The organism is Flavobacterium muglaense (genome assembly GCF_014305155.1).
Taxonomy (GTDB): Bacteria; Bacteroidota; Bacteroidia; order Flavobacteriales; family Flavobacteriaceae; genus Flavobacterium; species Flavobacterium muglaense.
Genome location: NZ_JACRUK010000004.1, coordinates 64,609 through 88,292, shown reverse-complemented (window position 1 = coordinate 88,292; position 23,684 = coordinate 64,609). Strand labels below are relative to the sequence as shown.

13 protein-coding genes are annotated in these 23,684 nt (G+C 37.1%); 4 read left to right on the top strand and 9 right to left on the bottom strand.

Translation table 11 applies throughout. The annotated features are described in order from the left end of the window. Window positions 1-21 precede the first annotated feature (21 nt). From H8R24_RS03115 to H8R24_RS03095, 5 genes are all read right to left on the bottom strand, one after another. A complete protein-coding gene (locus H8R24_RS03115) occupies window positions 22-1,899 on the bottom strand; it encodes a glycoside hydrolase family 13 protein (RefSeq protein WP_187017118.1) in 1,878 nt (625 codons plus the stop codon). 161 nt (window positions 1,900-2,060) lie between these two features. After that, window positions 2,061-4,355, bottom strand: coding sequence for a glycoside hydrolase family 65 protein (locus tag H8R24_RS03110; protein ID WP_187017117.1), 2,295 nt, complete (start codon window positions 4,353-4,355; stop codon window positions 2,061-2,063). Between the two features lie 54 nt (window positions 4,356-4,409). Beyond that, window positions 4,410-5,069, bottom strand: coding sequence for a beta-phosphoglucomutase (pgmB, locus tag H8R24_RS03105; protein WP_187017116.1), 660 nt, complete (start codon window positions 5,067-5,069; stop codon window positions 4,410-4,412). 11 nt (window positions 5,070-5,080) lie between these two features. After that, on the bottom strand, window positions 5,081-6,436 hold the full coding sequence (locus H8R24_RS03100; RefSeq protein ID WP_187017115.1) for an MFS transporter: 1,356 nt from the start codon (window positions 6,434-6,436) through the stop codon (window positions 5,081-5,083). Between the two features lie 191 nt (window positions 6,437-6,627). Beyond that, the gene (locus H8R24_RS03095) at window positions 6,628-7,647 is read right to left on the bottom strand and encodes a LacI family DNA-binding transcriptional regulator (protein ID WP_187017114.1); all 1,020 of its coding nucleotides are present in this window, start codon (window positions 7,645-7,647) and stop codon (window positions 6,628-6,630) included. A 226-nt stretch (window positions 7,648-7,873) separates the two neighbouring features. Here H8R24_RS03095 and H8R24_RS03090 point away from each other — a divergent pair, with 226 nt between their 5' ends. From H8R24_RS03090 to H8R24_RS03075, 4 genes are all read left to right on the top strand, one after another. Beyond that, on the top strand, window positions 7,874-10,813 hold the full coding sequence (locus H8R24_RS03090) for a SusC/RagA family TonB-linked outer membrane protein (protein WP_187017113.1): 2,940 nt from the start codon (window positions 7,874-7,876) through the stop codon (window positions 10,811-10,813). Window positions 10,814-10,830: 17 nt separating this feature from the next. Beyond that, the gene (locus H8R24_RS03085) at window positions 10,831-12,426 is read left to right on the top strand and encodes a RagB/SusD family nutrient uptake outer membrane protein (RefSeq protein WP_187017112.1); all 1,596 of its coding nucleotides are present in this window, start codon (window positions 10,831-10,833) and stop codon (window positions 12,424-12,426) included. 20 nt (window positions 12,427-12,446) lie between these two features. After that, the gene (locus H8R24_RS03080) at window positions 12,447-13,523 is read left to right on the top strand and encodes a SusE domain-containing protein (RefSeq protein ID WP_187017111.1); all 1,077 of its coding nucleotides are present in this window, start codon (window positions 12,447-12,449) and stop codon (window positions 13,521-13,523) included. A 62-nt stretch (window positions 13,524-13,585) separates the two neighbouring features. Beyond that, window positions 13,586-16,465: an alpha-amylase family glycosyl hydrolase gene (locus tag H8R24_RS03075; protein WP_187017110.1), complete on the top strand. Its 2,880-nt coding sequence runs from the start codon at window positions 13,586-13,588 to the stop codon at window positions 16,463-16,465. Between the two features lie 121 nt (window positions 16,466-16,586). Here the strand turns inward: H8R24_RS03075 and acs are convergent, their stop codons facing one another. Genes acs through H8R24_RS03055 form a run of 4 tightly spaced genes read right to left on the bottom strand, consistent with a single transcriptional unit; the run spans window position 16,587 to window position 23,508 of the window. Continuing rightward, window positions 16,587-18,494 carry an acetate--CoA ligase gene (gene acs, locus H8R24_RS03070; RefSeq protein ID WP_187017109.1) on the bottom strand — a complete coding sequence of 636 codons (1,908 nt, stop codon included), beginning with the start codon at window positions 18,492-18,494 and terminating at the stop codon, window positions 16,587-16,589. 20 nt (window positions 18,495-18,514) lie between these two features. Beyond that, the gene (locus tag H8R24_RS03065) at window positions 18,515-20,419 is read right to left on the bottom strand and encodes an acetate--CoA ligase (RefSeq protein ID WP_187017108.1); all 1,905 of its coding nucleotides are present in this window, start codon (window positions 20,417-20,419) and stop codon (window positions 18,515-18,517) included. An 18-nt stretch (window positions 20,420-20,437) separates the two neighbouring features. Next, window positions 20,438-20,800 (bottom strand): response regulator transcription factor, encoded by a 363-nt coding sequence (locus tag H8R24_RS03060; RefSeq protein ID WP_187017107.1) that lies wholly within the window; start codon window positions 20,798-20,800, stop codon window positions 20,438-20,440. After that, complete coding sequence (locus H8R24_RS03055) at window positions 20,797-23,508, bottom strand: ATP-binding protein (RefSeq protein WP_187017106.1); 2,712 nt, start codon at window positions 23,506-23,508, stop codon at window positions 20,797-20,799. Before H8R24_RS03055 ends, H8R24_RS03060 begins: the two co-directional genes overlap by 4 nt. Window positions 23,509-23,684 lie beyond the last annotated feature (176 nt).

The window sequence follows — 23,684 nt, the reverse complement described above, 5'->3', positions numbered from 1 at the left end:
AAAATTAATAGTAATTTGAATCTATTGCAGTTCTAATATCAAAACTGATTTTGACGCAACCGCAATTTCATTCGATAGATCGTAATCATTGTTTGTCAAGATATCTTTTCCTGATTTGTAGTTTTTGATATTTTCTTGAAAACGATTGGTCTTCATATTTTGTGCTTCTTTATTGTTGTTGATGAGTACCATAACGGTTTTGTTTTGGGTATATCTAAAATAAACATAAACATTGTTTTCGGGTATATAATGGGTCATTTTTCCAAAATGGACCGCTTCATTGGTTTTTCTCCAATTGAATAATTGGGCGGTAAAATCAAAGTACTGGTTTTGTCCTTCTGTTCGTCCTTCTGGAGTAAATGCATTGTTCTGATCGCCTTCCCATCCGCCTGGAAAATCTTGACGAATATCGGCATCACCTTTATTTTTGTCGCCTCGCATACCTATTTCGCTGCCATAATACAATTGTGGAATTCCTCTTACGGTTGCAAGTAGTGCCATTGTCATTTTGTATTTGTCAAAATCACTGTTGTAGACCTCGTTGATACGATTGGTGTCATGATTTTCGGCAAAGACGAGCAGGTTGTTGGGATTTGGGTATAGAAAATCATTCGAAAAATTATCGTAGGCTTTCACCATTCCTTTGTCCCAAGAACCATCATCTTCATTAAAAACAGTTGCAATTGCATCAAGCAAAGTGAAATCCATGACGGTAGGTAAATGCGAATTGTAGTTTTGGATGGCTCCAATTTTACTGTCCTTTTGCCAATAAGCCATTTGTGCTTGACTGTGCATCCAGATTTCGCCTACAATATTAAAATTAGGGTATTCATCGGTGATGGCTTTGGTCCAATCTGCAATTCCTTTTGGGTCAGAATAGTTGTAAGTGTCTACTCTAAAACCATCTAGATTTGCATATTCAATCCACCAAATAGCATTTTGCTTGAGGTAATTGAGCACTAATGTATTGGATTGATTCAAGTCGGGCATAGATGCTACAAACCAGCCGTCTAAACATATTTGGGTGTCAATTTTTGAAGCATTGATATCAGAAATCGTTGATCTTTTGTGATTGGTTTGAGTAAAGTTGTCAAATTGATGAATCCAATCTTTAGTAGGTAGATCTTTCATCATCCAATGTTCAATTCCCCAATGATTTGTCACATAATCCATGATCAATTTCAGATTTTTTTTATGCATTTCACTGGATAGACGCACATAATCTTCATTAGTTCCGTAGCGAGGATCAATTTTATACACGTCCGATTGGGCATAGGTATGATAGGAGTAGGCTGCGTCATTGTCTTCGCAAAGCGGTGTACTCCAGATGGCAGTTGCTCCCAGAGATGCAATGTAATCTAGATTGTTGATTATTCCTTGAATGTCACCGCCATGTCTTCCGCCGGGTAGTTCGCGATTGAATTTTTCAACAGTCGCGTTGTTGCTGTCGTTGTTTTTATCGCCATTTGCAAAACGGTCTGGCATGACTAAATACATCATATCCGAAGCGTCAAAACTTTTGCGTTGAGCAGATTGTTCTCTTCTTTTTTTTATCGAATACTTTTGTGTAAACTGCAGTTTGTTATTTGTCGAAAAGCTAAAAAAGACATCCGTAGCGGCAGTTTTTCTAGTATCAATCGTAACAAAAATATAATTGGGATTCTCGGTGCGTTTTACATTGATAATTTTGGTTTCATTCGAAACCGTAACTTGGTATTTAGCAATATCTTTTCCGTAGAACATGATTTGTAAGTCGGGATTGTGCATGCCTGCATACCAAAATGGAGGTTCGATTTTATCGATTTGAGCAGTTACGTTTAGCGACATAAAAAAAAGGAATAAGATTATTTTTTTTAAAAAGGCATCGTTTTGTGTGCGGGTAAAACCAAATTTATTCATAATTAAGGATATATTAGGTAGTAATGCTTTTATATTATTCGAATAGAAAAAAAGAAAAAGAAAAATACTGATTTGTTTAAAGCAACAATCCCAACAGAATTGGGATTGTTTTATAGTTTTAATAGGAGGTATAATGGTCTAAATTTCTTTAGAATTATGTATTATAGTGCAGGAGAAACAACAACTGCTTCGCCATTTACCATTATCTTTAATTCCTTGGTACCATCTACTGAAAAAGTAGTTTGATTGTGATTGATGGCTACTTTTAGAATTTGATTTCTAAAATTTATTTTAAATGAATATCCTTCCCATTCTTTTGGGATTTTTGGAGCAAAATGTAGCGTATTATCTTTTACACGCATTCCACCAAAACCTTCAACGATACTCATCCATGTTCCGGCCATTGATGTAATATGGCAACCTTCTTCGACTTCTTTATTGTAGTCATCAAGATCTAATCTTGAAGTTCGTAAATAAAAGGCGTAGGCCATATCCATTTTGTCAAGTGCAGCCGCTTGTATCGAATGCACGCAAGGCGAAAGCGAACTTTCATGAACAGTAAATGATTCGTAGAACTCAAAATTACGTTTCAATTCTTCTTTCGAAAAGTGCTCTTCAAAGAAGTAGAAACATTGCAATACATCGGCTTGTTTGATATACGGAGAGCGCAATACCCGGTCCCAAGACCATTTTTGATTAATAGGACGTTGTGCTTTGTCTAGGTCTTTTACAGGAACTAGATCTTTGTCCAAAAAGCAATCTTGCTGCAAGTAAATCCCTAATTCCTCCGATTTTGGGAAGTACATATTACCAGCTACTTTTTTCCATTCTTGCAATTCAGCATCTGATAGTTTTACTTTTTCGATAATGCGTTTGTGATCTGATGGGTACTCTAAAGAAACTTTTACTAGTTGCTCAGTTGCATAATCGATACACCATTTAGCAATATAATTAGTATAGAAATTATTGTTGATGTTGTTTTCATATTCATTAGGGCCAGTAACACCTAGAATAACATATTGATTTTTGTCTTTAGAGAAATTAGCTCTTTGATGCCAAAAACGAGCAATACCTATTAATACTTCTAGTCCTTTTTCGGGAATGTACGAGTAATCACCGGTGAAACGGTGGTAGTTGAAAATGGCAAAAGCAATGGCTCCATTTCTATGAATTTCTTCATGTGTAATTTCCCATTCGTTGTGGCATTCTTCACCATTCATAGTCACCATTGGGTATAAAGCAGCACCGTCTTTAAATCCAAGATTTTTTTGTGCGTTCTCAATCGCTTTATCCAGTTGGTTGTATCGGTAAGTCAATAAATTACGGGCTACTTGCTGATCCTTAGTCGCCATGTAAAACGGAATGCAATACGCTTCCGTATCCCAATATGTTGAACCACCGTATTTTTCTCCAGTAAATCCTTTTGGTCCTATATTTAAACGGTTGTCTTTACCAGAATAGGTTTGGTTCAATTGAAAAATGTTAAAACGAATACCTTGCTGCGCTTTGACATCGCCATCAATGGTAATATCTGACATCTCCCAAATTTTGGCCCAAGCATCAATTTGATCTTGTAACAATTGGTCGTAACCTATTGCTATTGCTTGTTGGATTACTTTTTCGGCAGCTGTATAAGTATTGTCGTGGTTTAAGGAAACGGTATATCCACCTATTTTCTGGATTGCTGATTTTTTGCCTTGAGCAACAATAACCGCATAACTACTTTGAATTTTGTCTACCGTAGTTTCAAAGTTACTTGGCGAAATGTTAAGATTGCGACCGTTTTCTAAGATGCTGTTTTGCATAAAAGTAGTCACTTTAAAATGCGTTTTGAAGGTTTGTGCTGTCACAAAAGCTTCGTTTCCATGATGTTTTACGTCAAGGGGCTCCCAGAATTTTTCGTCCCAGTTGGCATCTTCATTGGTCACGCCTGCGTCAAGGTAGGGTTTGTAAACAATTTTGGCATCTTTGTTTAAAGGGGTGATTTCATAATGGATGACACCTGCTTCGTCTAAATTCATAGCAAGGAAACGGCGGATGTTTACCGCGATTTCGGTGCCGTTTTTAAGTGTGGCTTCAAAGGAGCGGTGGTACCATCCTTCTTTCATATTTAGTTCACGACGAAAATCACGAACAGCAGTACAACTGTTTAAGTCTAAGTTCTCGCCGTTGATTTCGATTTCAATTCCAATCCAGTTGGGAGCATTTAATACTTTGGCAAAATATTCGGGATACCCGTTTTTCCACCAACCCACTTTGGTTTTGTCGGGATAATAAATTCCAGCAATATAGCTTCCTTGAAAAGTAGCTCCCGTGTAATTTTCTTCAAAATTAGCACGTTGACCCATAGCGCCATTTCCTATACTGAAAAGGCTTTCGGATGATTTTACACTTTCGGCATCAAATCCTTTTTCAATGATGGACCAATTGTCTGGTTTTATATAATCTTGATTCATTTTTTTTAATTTTAATTAGATACTGAAAAGTAACTTTTCAATAGAGTCCATTTTTTATTTATTGATCAGTTTTTCGATGAAAGCCAATTCGATATGAGTGAAATCTTCGAAAATATATTTGGCTTCATGCAGTGTTTTTTCTTCGCCAATACCAATGCTGATCATTTTAGCAATATTAGCCGCTTGCACTCCTGCAACCGAATCTTCAAAAACAATAGCGTCTTCGGGTTTGATTCCTAGTGCTTGTGCAGCGATTAAAAAAACTTCGGGATCTGGCTTGGCATTAGTCACGTCGTTTCCGTCTACAATGGCGTCGAAATAATGGATAATCCCCGTTTTTTCTAAAATAGGCCTAGCGTTTTTGCTAGCCGAACCTAAAGCTATAGGTTGTTTTTTATCTTTTAAAAACTGTAAAACAGGCAGTACACCGGCTAAGATTTCGCTTTGATCCATATCAACAAGATAGGTCAGGTATTCTTCATTTTTTTGAATCAACCATCTGTTTTTGTCTTCTTGAGAGGCTTCCACTTTACCTAATTCTAATATAATATCGAGAGAACGCACACGGCTTACGCCTTTTAAAAGTTCGTTATCTTCTAATGTGAAATTAATATTTAATTCTTGTGCAATTTTTTGCCAAGCTAGAAAGTGGTACTTCGCCGTATCGACAATAACACCGTCAAGGTCGAATATGAATGCTTTTTTTGTTGTCATAATAATTATTTTTAACCTGAAATGGCATTTTTATCTGTAATTAAAAAATTAGAGATCGCTGCAAGTATCAAGGAGATTCCGGCCAGCAACATCGCATTGATGTGATCTGTACCGATAAGTTTGTATAAAAAATTGATGCCGCCTAGAGCCGCAATAATTTGTGGAATAACAATAAACATATTGAATAAACCCATCATCATTCCCATTTTGTCGGGATTAACAGAACTGGATAACATGGCATAAGGCATGGATAAAATACTTCCCCAAGAAAAACCGATCAATACAAAGGAATAGATTAAAGTATCTGGCGTTGCATAATACATATAGATGAACCCTAAACCTCCTAGAAGTAATGAAAACATGTGAATGTATTTGCGGTTTATGGTATTCTTAGCGGTATAGAAAGTCAAAATTAAGGCAAACGCCATTGACGAAAGTCCGTATACTCCCATGGCTGACCCAACTAGATTTGCCGCGTCTTGGTATTTTAAATTTGCTGCGTCATAGACTGCTTTTTGAGCAAGATCGGCCATGTTGTATTCTGCTGCAATAGGAGAGGGCGCATTAAAAGTGTGTTGTGTTAATGCCGGTGTGGCTAAACTCCACATGGTAAAAAAGGCAAACCAACTGAAAAACTGAATCAAACCCAGTTTTTTCATTGTTGAAGGCATGGTTGATAGGCTTTCTTTAAAATCTTTTATAAAATTAGATTCGCTTTTTTCTCGTTTAAATTTTTCAAGGTCAGTAGGCGGATCTTCTTTTGTGGTAAGGACAGTGTATAAAATACTTAGGATAAAAACGAACGCCCCAATGCTAAAAGCGACTACAACAGATGGTGGAATGATACCTGCCGCAGCTTCATTAGTCACGCCAAGTTTATTAACTAACCAGGGCAAATTACTGGCGATCCAAGTTCCAATCCCAATAATTAAAGTTTGAATCACAAAACCATTCGAGCGTTGTTCTTCGGGTAATTTATCAGCAACAAGCGCTCGAAAAGGCTCCATACTAATATTGATTGTAGAGTCTAATATCCATAATAATCCCGCGGCTACCCATAAAACTGGTGAATGCGGCATGATGAACAAAGTAATGGATGCTAAAACAGCTCCTATTAAAAAATAAGGTTTTCTTCGGCCAAAACGGGTACTCCAAGTATTATCAGATAAATAACCAATTATGGGTTGTACTAATAGCCCTGTAAGAGGTGCAGCAATCCATAAACCAGGAATGCTGTCGACATCGGCACCTAGGGTTTGAAAAATTCGAGACATAAAGCCGCCTTGTAAGGCAAATCCAAATTGTATTCCTAGAAATCCAAAACTCATGTTCCAAATTTCCCAAAAACGTAATTTACGCTTTTCCATTATCGTAGTTTTAAAATGATACGATAAGCGCGATGCTTATCAAAACTTGTTCTTATTTTCGAAGTAAAAGTAAAAGCTTTGAGGTGGATGTAAAAATAAAATTTTTTTCCATGCTTTTATTTTTAACAGTCATTTTTTGGTAAATATTTTTACTACAAGGTTGTAGTAATGAATTGTATAGCGTAAAGTTCTTAATTTGTGGATTCTCTTTCTATCAGATAGGTTTCAATTACCTCCGTTGTGTAGTTTTCTTCCTCTGTTTCTTCTAGTTCAAGGCGATCAATAAGCATTTTTGCTGCTTTATTTCCCATTTTTAATCCATTTTGACTGACTGTTGTGATAGTTGGTGTCGAATATTTGGAAATAATTCCGTCTGTAAAAGCAATTACAGCAAAATCTTGAGGAACTGTTAGTCCGATCTTATTTGCGGTTTTAATGCAGGTTACGGCAAAGAGTTCGTTGACGGCAAATACCGCATCGATGGCTTTGTCTTCCAGTAGTTTTCCAATGATGATTTCGCAGGTGTCAATGTTTTCGATCTTTATAATTAGATTGTCATCAAATGGAATGTTATTGTCTAGTAGTGCTTTGGTGTATCCATCAGTTCTTAGTTTACCAACACTTACATAATCCACCGTAGTCACGAGTGCAATTTTTTTCTTGCCTTTGTCAATTAAGCTTTGAACGGCTTCATAAGCCGCATATTTGTCATCTATAATTACTTTGTCACATAGAATTTCGTTAGTCACTCGGTCAAACATTATGACGGGCATTCCTTGATTGATGACTTCGGTAATATGATGGAAGTCGCCTTTTAATTGGGTTTCTTTAGACAAAGACATAATGAAGCCATCAATACTACCGTTGGCAAGCATTTCCATGTTTCGGACTTCTTTTTCGAATGAATCATCAGAGAGGCAGATGATTACACTGTATCCAAATTCGTTAGCCACTTGTTCAATTCCGTTTATAACAGTCGAGAAGAAGTGATGTACAATTTCGGGGATGATGATTCCTATTGTTTTTGTCTTTTTGTTTTTTAAGCTAAGAGCAATATTGTTGGGCTTGTAATTGTAAAATTTTGCAAAAGCTTGCACTTTTAGCCGAGTCTCTTCACCTATTTCTAAACTGTTTCTAAGCGATTTAGAAACCGTCGAAATAGAGACATCTAATTCTTTGGCAATTTGTTTAAGTGTGACTTTTCTTTTCATGTATCAATAGGGGAATAATTAGGTATTCGTAATAAATATCTGTTTTGGTTTAATTTATTGCAATTTAAACCTAATATAATTAAATAAAGTAGAAACTTTTCAACACTATCACGTTTTCGTAACCTATTCTGAAACGGACTTTGTCGAGCATGTTAAAATTTCCATAATTTTAGCGCTCGAAGTAAAATAAAAGCCCAATAAAAACAAATTAATTTAAACAAAAAGTATGAAAACAATTTACAAAAAGTTGTTATTTTTAGTACTCTTACTGCCTTTTAGTGTTCTGGCTCAGAACACGGTAAATGGGTCGGTTCTTGATAAAATATCAGGCCAACCTATTCCTGGGGTTAATGTAAATGTACAAGGCGCTGTCAATGGCGTATCAACAGATTTCGACGGGAAGTTTCAATTATCAAATGTAAAAAAAGGCGATAAAATCGTTTTTTCTTTTATTGGATATAAGAACTCAGTTGTTAGTTATGTTGCACAAAAATCAGTAACAGTTTCACTTGAAGAAGATCAAAACCAACTGAAAGAAGTTGTCATTCAAGTAGGTTATGGTACCGTTAAGAAAAAAGATGCTACTGGAGCAGTTACCGTTTTATCTACAAAAGATTTTAATAAAGGACCCGTTACCTCTGCCGATCAAATGATTCAAGGAAAAGTAGCAGGTTTACAAATCATCAATGGTGGAGGTTCTCCAGGTGTTGATCCAGTAATTAGAATTAGAAGCGGTTCTTCATTATCGGCTAATAACGATCCATTGTATGTTATTGATGGTGTTCCAGTTGCTAGTGGTGGAGTAGAAGGTGGTAGAAACCCATTGGCTACTATAAATCAAAATAATATTGAATCTATTTCAGTGTTAAAAGATGCATCGGCTACAGCTATTTATGGTTCGCGTGCTTCTAATGGTGTGATTATTATTACAACCAAAAAAGGAAAGTCAGGAGAGTTGCAAGTAACCTACAACGGAAATTTGACAGTGTCTGAGATCACTAAAAAAGTGGATGCTTTATCAAGTACACAATTCAAAGCATTTGTTGCAGCAAATGGTAATGCAACCCAACAAGCACTTGTAGGAACAGCAAATACCGATTGGCAAAAGGAAATTTATAGAACAGCAATAGGAACAGATCATAATATCGCTTTGAGCGGTGGTACTGATAATGTTGTATATAGAGCTTCTGTAGGTTATGCTAATTTGAGTGGAATTTTAAAAAGAGATAATTTGCAAAGAACGTCGCTTGGCGCTAATGTAACAGGGAATTTCTTTGATAAGCACTTAAAAATCGAATTGAATAATAACACTTCGGTCATCAAAAGTAATTATAGTAACAATGGTGCTATTGGCGGAGCTGTTAGCTTTGATCCTACACAGTCTGTTAGAAATGCCGATGGTACTTATTTCCAATGGTTAAGTTCTCCTACGGAGATCAATCAATTAGCAGGTGTTAATCCAGTTGCTCAAATAGAACAACAAAATAACTACGGAAGTTTTTATAGAAGTATTGGAAACATCCAATTGGATTATAAATTACACTTTTTACCAGCGTTAAAAGCAGTAGCTAATTTTGGTTATGACCAAATGACTGGAGCGGGATACGGTGATACTGCAGCTGATTATCGCAATGGTTTGTCAGGTTCAGGATTTAATAACACCTATAGAAATGTAGAGTCTCGTGATAATAAATTGATGGACTTGTACTTGAATTACAATGCAAAGGTAGATGCAATAGCTACACAATTTGATGTAACAGGCGGTTATACTTATCAAGATTTTAAAGAGTCTAAAAATAAGTCGTCTTATAACTTTCAAAATAATACCACTGTTGCAGATCTATTTACACCAACTCGCGTGAACTTACAGTCCTTTTTTGCTAGAACAAATATTACAATAGCCGATAAGTATTTACTAACTCTTTCTTATAGAAGAGATGGTACATCACGTTTTACTGAAGAGTTTAGATGGTCAAACTTTCCAGCAGTTGCTGTGGCTTGGAAATTAAACGAAGAGCGTTTCTTAAAAGATGTTGAAAGTATCTCAAGCCTTAAGCTAAGAGGAGGATGGGGGATCACAGGACAGCAAAATATTGGTAATTCGTATCCATCACTTCCATTGTATTTAGCTTCAAATAGCTCCGCGCAATATCAAATAGGAGATACTTTTTATACTACATACAGACCAGAGGCGTACAATAGCAACTTGAAATGGGAACAAACAACTACTGTAAATGCAGGTATTGATTTTGGATTATTCAATAATCGAGTTACTGGTAGTGTTGATGCTTATCAAAGAATCACAAAAGATTTATTATTGTACACCTACAATCCATCTTTCTTTGGGTTCTCTAATCAAGACAATTACAATGTGGGAACAATTGACAATAAAGGAATTGAATTGTCTGCGGAAGTAATTCCTGTTAGAAATGATAATTTTCAATGGACTATTGGTGGAAACGTGACTTTTCAAGATTCGAAAATCACCAAACTAACCACAACTCAAGCCAATACTCCTGGAATTGATACCGGAGGAATTGATGGAGGAACCGGAAATACGATTCAAAATCACCAAGTAGGTTATTCACCAAGTTCCTTTTTTGTATACGAACAAGCTTATGGTACAGACGGAAAACCGCTTGAAGGGGTGTTTATTGATAGAAACAAAGATGGTGTAGTAAATGAAAAAGACAAATACCGTTTTCATAAACCAGCTTCAGATGTGTTTTATGCTTTTAATACCAGTGTAAGTTATAAGAATTGGGATATGGGAATGAACTGGAGAGGTAGCTGGGGTAATTACAACTACAATAATGTGGATTCAAATAAAGGTGTTTACAATACTGTTTTAACAAGAAACACAGACTTAAGTAATGGTGTTGCCAATCTTCTAGAAAGTGGTTTTACTAAATCAACAGATTTCCAATTACACTCCGATTATTACGTTCAAAATGCTTCGTTTATTAGGTTAGACAATGTAAATGTAGGATATACATTTAATCAAAAAGAAAATGCGACCTCATTAGTAAAATTAACATTGTCTGCTCAAAACGTATTGGTGATTACTAAATATCAGGGATTAGACCCAGAGATTTCTGGAGGTATTGATAAAAATTTATATCCTAGACCGATCACTTTTACATTGGGTTTAAACGTTAATTTCTAATACAAATAATAAGAAACATGAAAAATATACATAAACAAATATTGGGTATTTCATTGTTATTGTTGGTGCTTGCGTTTCCATCATGTACAAATGATTTGAACCAATCTCCAGATAATGGAGATTCGGTTGCTGGAGAAACATTTTACAGCACACCAGAATCATACAAGCAAAATCTAGCTAAACTATATGCGGGTTTTGCAACTTCGGGTCAACAAGGTCCAGCAGGAAAACCAGATATTTCAGGAATTGATGAAGGTACAAGTCAATACATTAGAGGGTACTGGATGATGCAAGAATTAACTACTGATGAAGCAGTTATAGGATGGAATGATGGTACAATTAAGGATTTTCACGCACAATCTTGGACTTCTTCGGACAACTTTATTAGCGCCACTTTTGCTCGTTTCTCTTTCCAAATTGTAAACTGTAACGAATTTTTGCGTCAAACTACAGATGAGAAGTTGGCAGCAAGAGGTGTAGATGCAACTTTAAAAGGGGAGATCGCTACCTATAGAGCCGAAGCTCGTTTTTTAAGAGCAATAACTTACTGGCACTTGATTGATACTTTTGGAGGTGGTTCATTGGCTACCGAAGAGTCACCTACTACATTTTACTACCCAGAATACGCAAGTAGAGCTGAAATATATAAGTTCATTGATGATGAGTTAACTGCAATTGCTCCCGTACTAAAAGCACCAAAATCGAATGAAGCGTATCGTGTCGATCAAGCTGCTGCTTGGATGTTACAAGCTAAATTGTATATGAACGCTAAAGTATACATAGGTACAGACCATTATGCTGAGGCTGTTCCTTTAATTAATAAAGTACTAGCAACTTCTTATAAGTTACATACTAATTACAATCAGTTGTTTTTAGCTGATAATAATAAAAATGGGGCTCAAAATGAATTTATTTTCACAATAGGTTTTGATGGTATACATACTCAAACCTACGGTGGAACAACGTTCTTAACACATGCTCCCGTAGGAGGAAGCATGAAAGCTGCTGATTTTGGAATTAATGGCGGTTGGGCTGGTATTCGAACTACTGCTGCATTCGTAGACAAATTTGGGGCTAATACAACAGACAGTCGTGGGCAATTTTACACTGATGGGCAAACTAAAGAAATTAAAGATATTAGTTTGTTTACTGATGGGTATGCGATTCAAAAATTTAGAAATGTTGATGTTAACGGATTACAGGGTTCAGATAAAGCAGGGAATTTCTCCGATGCTGATTTCCCAATTTTCCGTCTTGGAGATGCTTACCTAATGTACGCTGAGTGTGCTGTAAGAGCGGCTGGAGGAGCTACTTTAGGAAATGCTGTGACTTATGTTAATGCTTTACGCACAAGAGCCAAAGCAACAACGGTAAGTCAAGGAGACCTTACTTTAGATTTTATTTTGGATGAAAGAGCCAGAGAGTTGCATTGGGAAGGGCACAGAAGAACCGATTTGGTTCGTTTTGGTAAATTCACAGGAGGTGCTTATTTATGGCCTTTTAAAGGAGGCGCTGCTGGTGGATCACCTACTCAATCGTATAGAGATGTGTTTCCTATTCCGGCATACGCATTGGCTTCAAATCAAAAATTACAACAAAACCCTGGATACTAATACTATAAAAACGATATAAAATGAAAAATATAACTAGATCAATAATTGCATTATTTGCAGTTCTTACTTTATCATGTAGCGTCGAAGATGTTCAAGATAGACCCGTTATCGAAGGTGTAGATGCACCAGTTTTAACAGCCCCAACTTCGGGTGCAGCTTACGTTCTGACTCCTGCAAATGCTGCATCACAAGTGGAACGATTTACTTGGAAATCGGCTAATTTTGGTGGTGATGTTCAAGTGAATTATGTAGTGCAAATGGACACAAAAGGAAATGCATTCAAAACACCTCAAATAATTGGAAGTGCTTTACCATCCGAAAATCAAGTTTCAGTTACTGTAGAGTCAATGAATGGAGCTGCTTTAACGCTTAAAGCGGTGCCTTTTTCTCCTGCTGAAATGGAAGTTAGAATTAAAGCTACTGTAGGAACTGCAAGTCTGTTTTCTAATGTAGTAAGTATTGTTGTTACGCCATATACTACCGAAAGTCCTAAGTTATGGGTGCCAGGTGGATACGCAGAAGCTGCGGGTTACCCAAAAAATTGGGATCCTGCTAGTTCTCCAAAATTAGCCGCTTCGGGTTATGGAAAAGTAGATTTTGAAGGGTATATCTATTTCAACGATGCAAATGCAGAGTATAAATTCACAAGTTTTCCAGCATGGTCTCAGCCAGGTGAATATGCTGCTGGTGCAACAGCTGGAACATTAGCATTATCAGGAGCTAATCTTAAGATTCCTGCTGCTGGATACTATAAAATGGAAGTAGATACAGAGAAACTTACGTACAAAGCCACTAAGCTAAGCTGGGGAATTGTAGGTAACGGAACTCCAGGTGGTTGGACTACCGATACACCAATGACTTATAATAAAGACACTAAAACATGGACAGTTGTAGCAACCTTAACAAATCAAGCTGCTCCTGATAACGGAATGAAATTTAGAGCAAATAACAATTGGGACTATAACTTTGGTGATACTGGAGCAGATGGAACTCTTGAAGCAGGTGGAACAAATATTAGTACAACTGCGGGGAGCTATTTAATCACTTTAGATTTAAGTAACCCTAGAGCATACAAATACTCAATGGTGAAACAATAAAATGTTCTTAACTATTAAAAAGGCTATCAATTGGTAGCCTTTTTTATTAAAACCAAAAAACCATGAAAAAAATAGTACTCTTATTTCTACTGTTAGCAGTGCCTGTTTTTGCACAACAGCAAACAGTAAGTTACGCTATAAGCCCTGCAGTATTTGAAGAAACGACCGCTATTACCATTACAATCAATGGGAGTAGTATCAATGAAGCGAGCTGGGGCGTTACTGGCAATGCTTTGTACATGTGGGCTTGGGCTTTTGATAGCGACGATACCACCCAAAAAGGGACACCGCTCAATGGTTCTTGGACGGCATCTGATGAAGCGAGCAAGTTTACCTATAATGTAGCAACGGATACCTATACAAAAACAATTACGCCCACAGCTTATTACAATACAACTAACATCGGCCGAATTGGTTTTTTAATCAAGGCTAAGGATGGTACTGGCGACAAGAAATCACAAGATATTTTAGCCGAGGTTGGTGTGTTTCAAGTAAGCCTGACTAATCCTACTGAAAACAGTGCTTCTATTCTAGCATCAGGCAGTAATTTTACTATTAGTGCGACCAATACTGGAGGAAACGCTAGCTATGTTTTGAAAGCAAATGGTTCAACTATTCATACGAACGCAAGTACTTCAAATTATACCTTCAGCCATAATGCTATTACAGCAAATCAGAACTATGTTTTAGAAGTAACACAAGGAACTACAGTGGTAAACAAGAAGTTTTCGGTGATTGTCAATCCCAATACGCCTGCGGTAGCGATGCCTTCAGGAATAGTAGACGGAATTAATTATAATAGTACAGATGCTACAAAGGCAACCTTGGTGCTAGATGCTCCATTGAAAGATTTTGTTTACATAGCAGGAAGTTTTAATAATTGGCAACCTACATCGGCGTATTCGATGCAAAAAGATCCAACATCTGGAAAATTTTGGTTAGAATTGACGGGACTGGTTTCAGGTACAAATTATACCTATCAGTATTGGGTGGCTGATGCTACTCCAATCGTAGGAACACCTACCTTAGTGAAAACTGCCGATCCCTATGCGACCTTGGTTTTATCTCCTTTTGATGACCCTGGTATTCCAGCTGCGTCTTACCCTAATAGGCCAGTTTATCCTGTAGGGCAGGAACGCGAAGTTACAGTTTTACAAACAGGCCAGACTCCTTATGCATGGAGTACTGCGACTACAAATTTTGTAAAACCAGAAAAAGAAAAACTAGTGGTATATGAACTATTGGTTCGTGATTTTGATGCAGCAAGAAGTTATCAAAGTATTATTGATCGAATGGATTATTTTAAGAATCTAAAAATAAATGCGATCGAATTGTTACCAGTGATGGAGTTTGAAGGAAACGAAAGTTGGGGCTACAACACTTCTTTTCACATGGCACTGGATAAATTTTATGGCCCTTCAACTAAGTTTAAGGAATTAGTAGATCTATGCCATCAAAACGGAATAGCAGTAATTCTGGATGTGGCTTTAAATCATGCTTTTGGTCGAAATCCTATGGTTCGAATGTGGATGAATGATCCTGATGGTGATGGTTGGGGCTCTCCTTCGACCGAAAATCCATATTTTAATACCGTTGCAAAACACAGTTATAGTGTAGGTGAAGATTTTAATCACAGTTCCACTTTGACAAAAAATTATGTTAAGCGTGTGGTGAAACATTGGATAGACGAATATAAAATTGACGGTTTTCGTTGGGATTTAACCAAAGGCTTTACGCAAAATTGTACTGCTAGTGATGAAAGTTGTACGAATGCTTATCAAGCAGATCGTGTAGCAATTTTAAAAGATTATGCCGATTATTCTTGGAGTTTAGATCCTACGCACTATGTTATTTTTGAACATTTAGGAACGGATACTGAGGAAAAAGAATGGGCTAATTACCGTATCAATGAAACCATCAGTAAGGGAGTAATGATGTGGGGAAAAATGACTGATCCCTACAATCAATTGACTATGGGGTACAATTCTAGCAATGATATTTCTCGAATGAATAGCAGCGTACATGGATTTACTAAAAACCGTTTGATGGGTTATGCCGAAAGCCATGACGAAGAACGATTGATGTATAAAAACATACAATTTGGTGCTAATTTGAATGGGTATAATGTAAAAACTCCAGCGACAGCATTAGCTAGAATGTCGGCTTTAGGAGCGGTGACTTTATTGGTACCCGGGCCAAAGATGATTTGGCATTTTGGCGAGCTTGGTTGGGATTCTTCAATTTTTGCATGCAACGACGGGAGCGTAAACACTGCTACAGATGCAACTGCGGGTGATTGCAAGCTAGATACAAAACCACAACCACAGTGGGCAAACAATTGGTTAGGCAACACGAATCGAAATAAAATTTATACCGATTGGTCAAAAATGATTGCTTTAAAATTGAATGAACCTGTTTTTGTAGGAACCGTAACTATGGCTGGAGGAACTACGCTTACGCCAAATATTAAAATTACTAACGCTGCTTTGACTTCGGCCCAATTGAAGGATGTATTGGTATTGGCTAATTTTGATTTGTCGACTCAAAACGTAGCTACTGGTTTTCCTTACACGGGAACTTGGTACAATTTGATGGACAATAGTGCAATTACAGTTTCAGATGTGAATGCAACGATAAGTATACCAGCAGGCGAATTTAGAATCTATGGTAATAAAGTAGCTGCGCTAGCCATTGCAAATTTCGAAAATAAAGAGAATGCAGTTTATTTGTATCCAAATCCAGTGGACCACTATTTCACACTAAGTAGCCAGATTAATAGAGTGGAAGTATTCTCGATCAACGGACAGGTAATGAAACGTTTTAAAACCAATGGAAATGCTTCGTTTCAATATGAAGTGAATGATTTGACTCAAGGTGTATATGTAGTAAAAGCTTACAATGCAGACAATCAAGTACAGGTAATTAAATTCATAAAAAAATAAGTTAATTGGGTTGGGTAGTAAGGCTGTTCTTAACAAACAGCTTTCCTACTTTTGTTTAAAGAAAAAAGCGGCCTCAGTCAATTAAGACTAAGGCCGCTTTTGCATTCGATAAAAAGAAATTTTAAAGTTTCCCGTTTTTTATTTCTTCTACAATTTCAGGGTTTAATAACGTTGAGGTATCTCCAAAGTTAGAAAAGTCCCCTTCGGCTATTTTACGAAGTATGCGTCGCATGATTTTTCCAGAACGTGTTTTGGGCAAGCCTGAAACAAACTGAATTTTATCTAGTTTGGCAATTGGGCCTATTTGGTTAGAAATTTGTTGGTTGATTTCGCGCATTAAGTTTTCTCTATCACGTGATTCACCTGTTTCTTTCAGGATTACGTAACCATATAATGCATTTCCTTTTACATCATGTGGGAATCCAACAATTGCTGATTCGGCTACGGCTGGATGCTCATTAATCGCGTCTTCAATAGGTGCTGTTCCTAGATTGTGTCCAGATACAATAACTACATCATCCACACGACCTGTGATTCTGTAATAGCCTACTTCGTCACGCAAAGCGCCGTCACCAGTGAAATATTTGCCTGGAAAGGCCGAGAAATAAGTCTCTTTATACCTTTGATGATCGCCCCAAATGGTTCTGGCGATTCCAGGCCAAGGAAATTTAATACATAACGATCCTACCACTTGATTGTCTTCTATTTCATTTCGTTTTTCATCCATTAAAACAGGCTGAATTCCGGGTAATGGCAATGTAGCATAAGTAGGTTTTGTAGGTGTTACAAATGGAATTGGAGAAATCATAATTCCGCCAGTTTCTGTTTGCCACCAAGTATCAACAACAGGACACCTTTTGTCACCCACGTGGTCATTGTACCAGTGCCATGCTTCTTCGTTGATCGGTTCTCCTACTGATCCTATTACTTTTAGCGATTTTAAAGGGAAGCGTTGTACATAATCTAAGCTTTCTTTGGCTAAAGCACGAATGGCTGTAGGAGCGGTATAGAATTGATTTACTTGATGTTTTTCTATAATTTCCCAAAAACGACTAAAGTCAGGATAAGAAGGAACTCCTTCGAAAATTACGGTAGTCGCACCATTTAATAACGGGCCGTAAAGAATATAAGAATGTCCTGTGATCCACCCAATATCAGCAGTACACCAGAAGATGTCATTATCCTCGTAGTTGAATACGTTTTTAAAAGTATAGGCTGTGTACACCATATACCCTGCGGTAGTATGCACCATTCCTTTTGGTTTTCCGGTAGAACCAGAGGTGTATAAGATAAACAACGGATCTTCGGCGTCCATGATTTCGGCCGTATTATTGTCTGATGCTTGGTCTAAAAGCGGTTGCAACCATTGGTCACGACCGTCTTTCATTTGGATTGCAGTATTCGTTCTTTTAACTACTAAAACTTTTTCGACACATGGAGTGTTTGTCAAAGCTTCGTCTACGATTCCTTTTAAGTCAATGGTTTTATTACCACGATAACCACCATCCGAGGTGATGACCATTTTACATTCACTATCATTTATTCTTGTAGCCACTGCCGAAGCCGAGAATCCTGCAAAAACAACCGAGTGGATCGCTCCAATTCTAGCGCACGCCAAAGTAGTAATAGCAAGTTCCGGAATCATGGGCAAGTAGATACACACACGATCTCCTTTTTGAATGCCTTGATCACGCAAAACATTGGCCATTTTTGAAACGCGCTGGTGCAATTCGGTATAGGATATATGCTGCGCTTCTTCGGTTGGGTCATTTGGTTCAAAGATAATAGCGGTTTTATCTCCTTTTTTGGCAAGATGTCTGTCAATACAGTTTTTTGTAATGTTTACTTTGGCATCTTCAAACCATTTTATTTCGGCGTCAGCCATATTAAAATCAACCACTTTGCTCCATTCTTGGTACCAAGTGAAGTTTTCGGATGCGATTTTGTCCCAGAATTTTTTAGGCTCACGAACTGATTTTTTATATTCTTTAAAGTATTCTTCTAGGTTGTTTATCTTGTAACGACTCATGTTTGTAATATTTAATATAGTTAGTGTTGTTTGTTATAAGTTCCAATTTCATGTTTTGATAAGACCGTCTCAATTTCGGCAACGATCGCTTCATCGTCAATGGTAGATGGGATTTGGAATGCATCACCGTCTGCAATACTACGCATTAATTTTCGTAGAATTTTTCCTGATCGGGTTTTTGGTAGCCGTTCTACAATGACCACATTGCGCAGTGAAGCTACTGCACCAATTTGTTGCCGGACTAGTTTTATGACTTCTTGTTCTAGTTGATAGTTTTCGATCTCATCATTCAGTTTTATAACGACAAGGGCCAGAGGTATTTGTCCTTTTAAAGCGTCGTTGATACCAATTACGGCACATTCAGCAACCGATTGGTGTGACGAAACAATCTCTTCCATCTCCGAAGTCGACAGTCGATGTCCGGCTACATTTATCACATCATCGACTCTACCTGTGATAAAAATATAGTCGTCTTCGTCCTTATAACCTCCATCTCCAGAGAAATAATAACCGGGGAATTGGGCTAAATATCCTGCTTGAAATCTCGGATTGTCATTCCATAAATCAAGTAAGGTTCCGGGTGGCAATGGCAGTTCAATGACTACATATCCTTGCTCATTTGCGGCTACTTCACTTCCTTCTTCGCTAAAAATCTTAATATTGTATCCGCAAACCGCTTTTCCTACGGAGCCCGGTTTCACTGCTAATGCTTCTACTCCCATCATATTGGCGATCATGGGCCAGCCTGATTCGGTTTGCCACCAGTGGTCAATTGCAGGTGCTTTTATGTGTTGGGAATACCATTCTAGGGTGGCTAAATCACAACGTTCTCCCGCTAAAAACTGCGTTTTTAATGAACTTAGATCGTATTGTTTTATAAAATCACCGTCGGGATCTTCTTTTTTTATAGCTCGAATGGCAGTAGGTGCCGTGAACATGGCATTTACTTTGTGCTCGTCTATAATACGCCAGAAGGTGCTTGCATCAGGTGTTTTTATCGGTTTTCCTTCAAATATTACAGTGGCGTTTCTATTGAGTAGCGGACCGTAAACGATAAAGCTATGCCCTACAACCCAGCCCACATCTGAGGCTGCCCAAAAAACATCGTCTTCTTTTACATTGTATATGTGTTGCATAGAAAAACGCAAAGCAACCGCATATCCTCCTGTATCTCTCACAACTCCTTTTGGTTTTCCGGTGGTGCCTGAGGTGTATAAAATATACAATGGATGCAGCGTATTTACGGGAACGCAAGCGGCTTCTTCGGATCCGTATACCAAAGCATCATAATCAACATCGTACTTTTTAAAAGGTACTCTTGCTCCTAATTTTCGATTGAAAACAATTACTTTTTTTGGTCGGTGGGAGGCGAGTGCTATGGCTTCATCGACCAATGGTTTGTAAGTAATTAAGCGATCAATTTCGATTCCAGATGAGGCTGTTATAATTAATCGGGGTTTACAATCATCGATTCGAATGGCTAATTCATGCGGAGCAAAACCACCAAAAACAACCGAATGTGTTACCCCAATTCTAGCGCAAGCGAGCATCGCAAATGCAGCTTGGGGAATCATTGGCATATAAATAATAGCGGTATCTCCTTGTTTTAAACTTAAGGATTGCATGCCGCCAGCGAGTTTTGCTACTTCGGTTTTTACTTGAGCGAAAGTGTATTTTTTGACCGTTTGTGTTACTGGCGAGTCATAAATAATGGCTACTTGGTCACCAAATCCATCTTCTACATGCTTGTCTAAAGCCAAATAGCACATATTTAATTCACCATCCTTGTACCATAGTGGATAACCGTTTTCATCTTGTGATAAAATCACTTCAGGTTTTGTGTACCATTTGATCGTATTGGCTTGTTCAGCCCAGAATTCTTCTGGATATTGGATGCTTTTATTGTAAAAATCGTTGTAATTCATGATGGTAGTAATTAAAAATTATTGCAATAAATCATGTACTTGTTCTACTAGTTTTTTGACTGAGAAAGGCTTGACTACATATAAATTTGCACCCAATGAAAGTCCTTTTTCAATGTCTTTTTCTTTGTTTTTTGCCGAAAGGAATATGACTTTACAATTTTGCAATCGTTCGTCTTTTTTGATTTGTTCTAATGTGGCAAAACCATCCACCATGGGCATCATTACATCAAGAATAATGATATCGGGTAGTTGCTTTTGTAAAATATCCAATGCTTCTTGCCCGTCACGTGCTATGAATACTTCAAAATTGTTTTTCTTGAAAGTGTATTCTAGCGACATTACAATATTGGGTTCGTCATCTACTATTAAAATTTTCCTCATCTTTCTGTGCTTTCAGTTGTGTTATAATTGGGTAAGGTGAAAATAAAAGTGGCACCTGTTTCGGTCGTTCTTTTAGCCCAAATTTTCCCTTTATGATGTTCTATAATTTGCTTACAAATCGCGAGACCTAAACCGCTACCTATAGGTTTTTTGACATTTTGATTTCGTGATTGATAGAATTTATCAAAGATGGCTTCAAAATCTTCTTCCTTGATTCCTTTACCGTTATTATGGATTTGAACTTCGACTTCTTGAGCGTTTTCTGTAATGCTAATGGTTATTTTACCATCGCTTTCAGCGCTAAACTTAATGGCATTCGATAATAAATTATGAATCACTTGAATCAGACGCTCTTCGTCATAAAAGGCTTTGATCTCCAAATTTGATTGCAAGAACTCGATGGTAATGTTCTTGTTTAAAATTAGTTGTTTAACGGATTCTACCGTGCTTTTTATTGTTTTCGAAATGTTGTTCTTGGATAGATAGAGTTTTTGCTTACCAGTTTCAAACTTTTCTAGATCCAGAATTTTATCAATTAAACGATTCAATCGATCCGACTCGGAAATGATATTTTGTAAAAAACGTTTTTTAAGCTCTTCCGGAATGTCTTCGTCGTCATGAAGTATTTCACTCGCAGCCCGAATGGCCGTTATAGGAGTTCTTAATTCATGGGTCACGGTGTCTAGAAATTCGTCTTTTTGAATGTCTTTGTCGATCAATTCCTGATTCGCGTTTTTTAACTGCTCTGATATTTGCTTTAATTCATTCGAAGTATCCGTTAGTTTTTTATTGATAATGATATTCTCTTTCGATTCTTCTAAAATACGCAGTACTTCGGGTAAGCTTATTTTGTCCTCTTTAATTACACTCGAAATTAAAATTTTGGCGGAAGCCGTACCAATATGCCCAGTCAAAAGATTTTCGGCAAATTTGATAAATCGCGCATCGGCAGTAGTGATGTTTTTGTCAATATTGTATTTTAGATTGAAAATAGTCAGTGCTCTTTTGGTTCTTTCTTCACCCAGAAAACGTTGCAGTACTTTTTGAATATCCGTAATGTAGGCTGTTCCTTTCCATACAAAAGCATTCTCGTGGTTGGTGATGTATTTATCGATATCCACAAACATTTCGGCATAATTGCGCTCTCTATAATTGCCTCTAAAACTCACCGAAATCGCAGCATAACTCATCATGTTTAATAATAAACTCCAAAAAACCGCATGCGGAATAGGATCTAAATAATCCAACCCAAAAAGCTGAAATGGTTTTAATAAACTAATTCCCCAGGGTCCTTCTTGAATGAATAAACTAGTCGATTTAGTAATTCCAATGGCGTAAGGTGCGAGTAGGGTGTAGCAACAAATGGCAAAACCGATGATAATACCAGTTACAGCACCATTTTTTGAACCTCGTTTCCAGAATAAGGCACCAAAAAAAGCAGGTGCTAGCTGTGCTATAATTACAAAAGCCACTAAACCAATAGAGACTAAAGAATACTCTAAAGCGAAAATTTTATATATGGCATAAGCCAAAATAATCAGCAAGAAGATTCCGATTTTTCTACTGTTCAAGATGCGTTTGCTGTTTTTTTCTTGTGAACTGTTTTCTAATGAACCAATGAATCCGTAGGGAATTAAAAGGTTGTTACTTAACATAGTTGCAAGTGCGATGGACGACACAATAATCATAGAGATTGCTGCCGAAAATCCGCCAAGAAATACCAATACAGTGAGGTAGTTTTTATTGTAAAACTGTGGTATTAATAAAGAATAAGTATCAGAATTAAAACCTTTTCCTTGAAATAAAATGTTGCCACCCCATGCAATTGGAAAAACAAATACATTGAAAAGCAATAAGTACAATGGAAATAACCAAATCGCTGTTCGAATATGGGTTTCTTTATTGTTTTCAATAATCGAAGTATGAAACTGTCTGGGTAAAAGAAAGATGGCAAACATGGATAAGACACAAAGGAAAAACCAATTAATGCTTTCGCTCAAACCGCCAATGGTGTTTTTTTTATGAAAATTTTCAAGAACTGATGCTTGGTTGTAAATGTCTCCAAAACCGTCAAATACAAAGTAAGTTACGTAGATTCCGATGATTAAAAAGAACACTAATTTTAAAATAGATTCAATGGCCACTGCAGTTACTATACCCCGTTTTTTCTCGGATGCATCTACATAACGGGTTCCGTAATAAGAGGCAAATAAGGCTAAAGCGAGGCACACATAAGTGGTAGTGTCGTTGAAAATATTAGAGCTTGATTGTGTTTTAGTAACAATATGAAAGGTGTCTGAAATTGATTTTAACTGCAAAGCGATATAAGGCACGATTCCAAAGATGCAAATCATGGTTACTAATGCTCCTAGGAATCTACTGTTGCCGTAGCGAAGCGAAATGAAATCGGCGATGCTTGATATTTTATTCACTCTCGAAATGCGAATGATGCGTTTTAGGATAATCATCCAAGTAGGAATGATAATAATAGGGCCTACATAAATGGGTAAGTAGCTTAAACCAGAGTTAGCTGCCAGACCAATGCTTCCATAATAGGTCCAAGCAGTACAATAGACCGCGAGAGAAAAGGAATAAATGTAGGGATTGTTAGTCCACTTAGAATGGCTTCTTTTTTCTGCCCAATGAGCAACATAAAAGAGGATCGACACATAAAGTGCTAGAATGATTAAAAGGCCTATGCTACTCATAATATTTTTTTATGATTAGAAAGGAAATTGCGATTGAAAAAAACCAAGCCGAAAAGATATAGATGTACACAATCGGGAAACCCAATATTGGTTCGGAACTATCAAATAATAGCAAAAGCGGGATGTTTAATAGCAATAGCATTAACATCGAAAGGATAACCAGCTTTTGTTCGTGT

Bases quoted from the DNA above. Each gene is read 5' to 3' on its own strand.
- H8R24_RS03075 (WP_187017110.1), top strand. From the start codon at position 13,586: ATGAAAAAAATAGTACTCTTATTTCTACTGTTAGCAGTGCCTGTTTTT.
- pgmB (WP_187017116.1), bottom strand. From the start codon at position 5,069: ATGACAACAAAAAAAGCATTCATATTCGACCTTGACGGTGTTATTGTC.
- H8R24_RS03095 (WP_187017114.1), bottom strand. From the start codon at position 7,647: ATGAAAAGAAAAGTCACACTTAAACAAATTGCCAAAGAATTAGATGTC.
- H8R24_RS03090 (WP_187017113.1), top strand. From the start codon at position 7,874: ATGAAAACAATTTACAAAAAGTTGTTATTTTTAGTACTCTTACTGCCT.
- H8R24_RS03115 (WP_187017118.1), bottom strand. From the start codon at position 1,899: ATGAATAAATTTGGTTTTACCCGCACACAAAACGATGCCTTTTTAAAA.
- H8R24_RS03100 (WP_187017115.1), bottom strand. From the start codon at position 6,436: ATGGAAAAGCGTAAATTACGTTTTTGGGAAATTTGGAACATGAGTTTT.
- H8R24_RS03080 (WP_187017111.1), top strand. From the start codon at position 12,447: ATGAAAAATATAACTAGATCAATAATTGCATTATTTGCAGTTCTTACT.
- acs (WP_187017109.1), bottom strand. From the start codon at position 18,494: ATGAGTCGTTACAAGATAAACAACCTAGAAGAATACTTTAAAGAATAT.
- H8R24_RS03055 (WP_187017106.1), bottom strand. From the start codon at position 23,508: ATGAGTAGCATAGGCCTTTTAATCATTCTAGCACTTTATGTGTCGATC.
- H8R24_RS03065 (WP_187017108.1), bottom strand. From the start codon at position 20,419: ATGAATTACAACGATTTTTACAATAAAAGCATCCAATATCCAGAAGAA.
- H8R24_RS03060 (WP_187017107.1), bottom strand. From the start codon at position 20,800: ATGAGGAAAATTTTAATAGTAGATGACGAACCCAATATTGTAATGTCG.
- H8R24_RS03085 (WP_187017112.1), top strand. From the start codon at position 10,831: ATGAAAAATATACATAAACAAATATTGGGTATTTCATTGTTATTGTTG.
- H8R24_RS03110 (WP_187017117.1), bottom strand. From the start codon at position 4,355: ATGAATCAAGATTATATAAAACCAGACAATTGGTCCATCATTGAAAAA.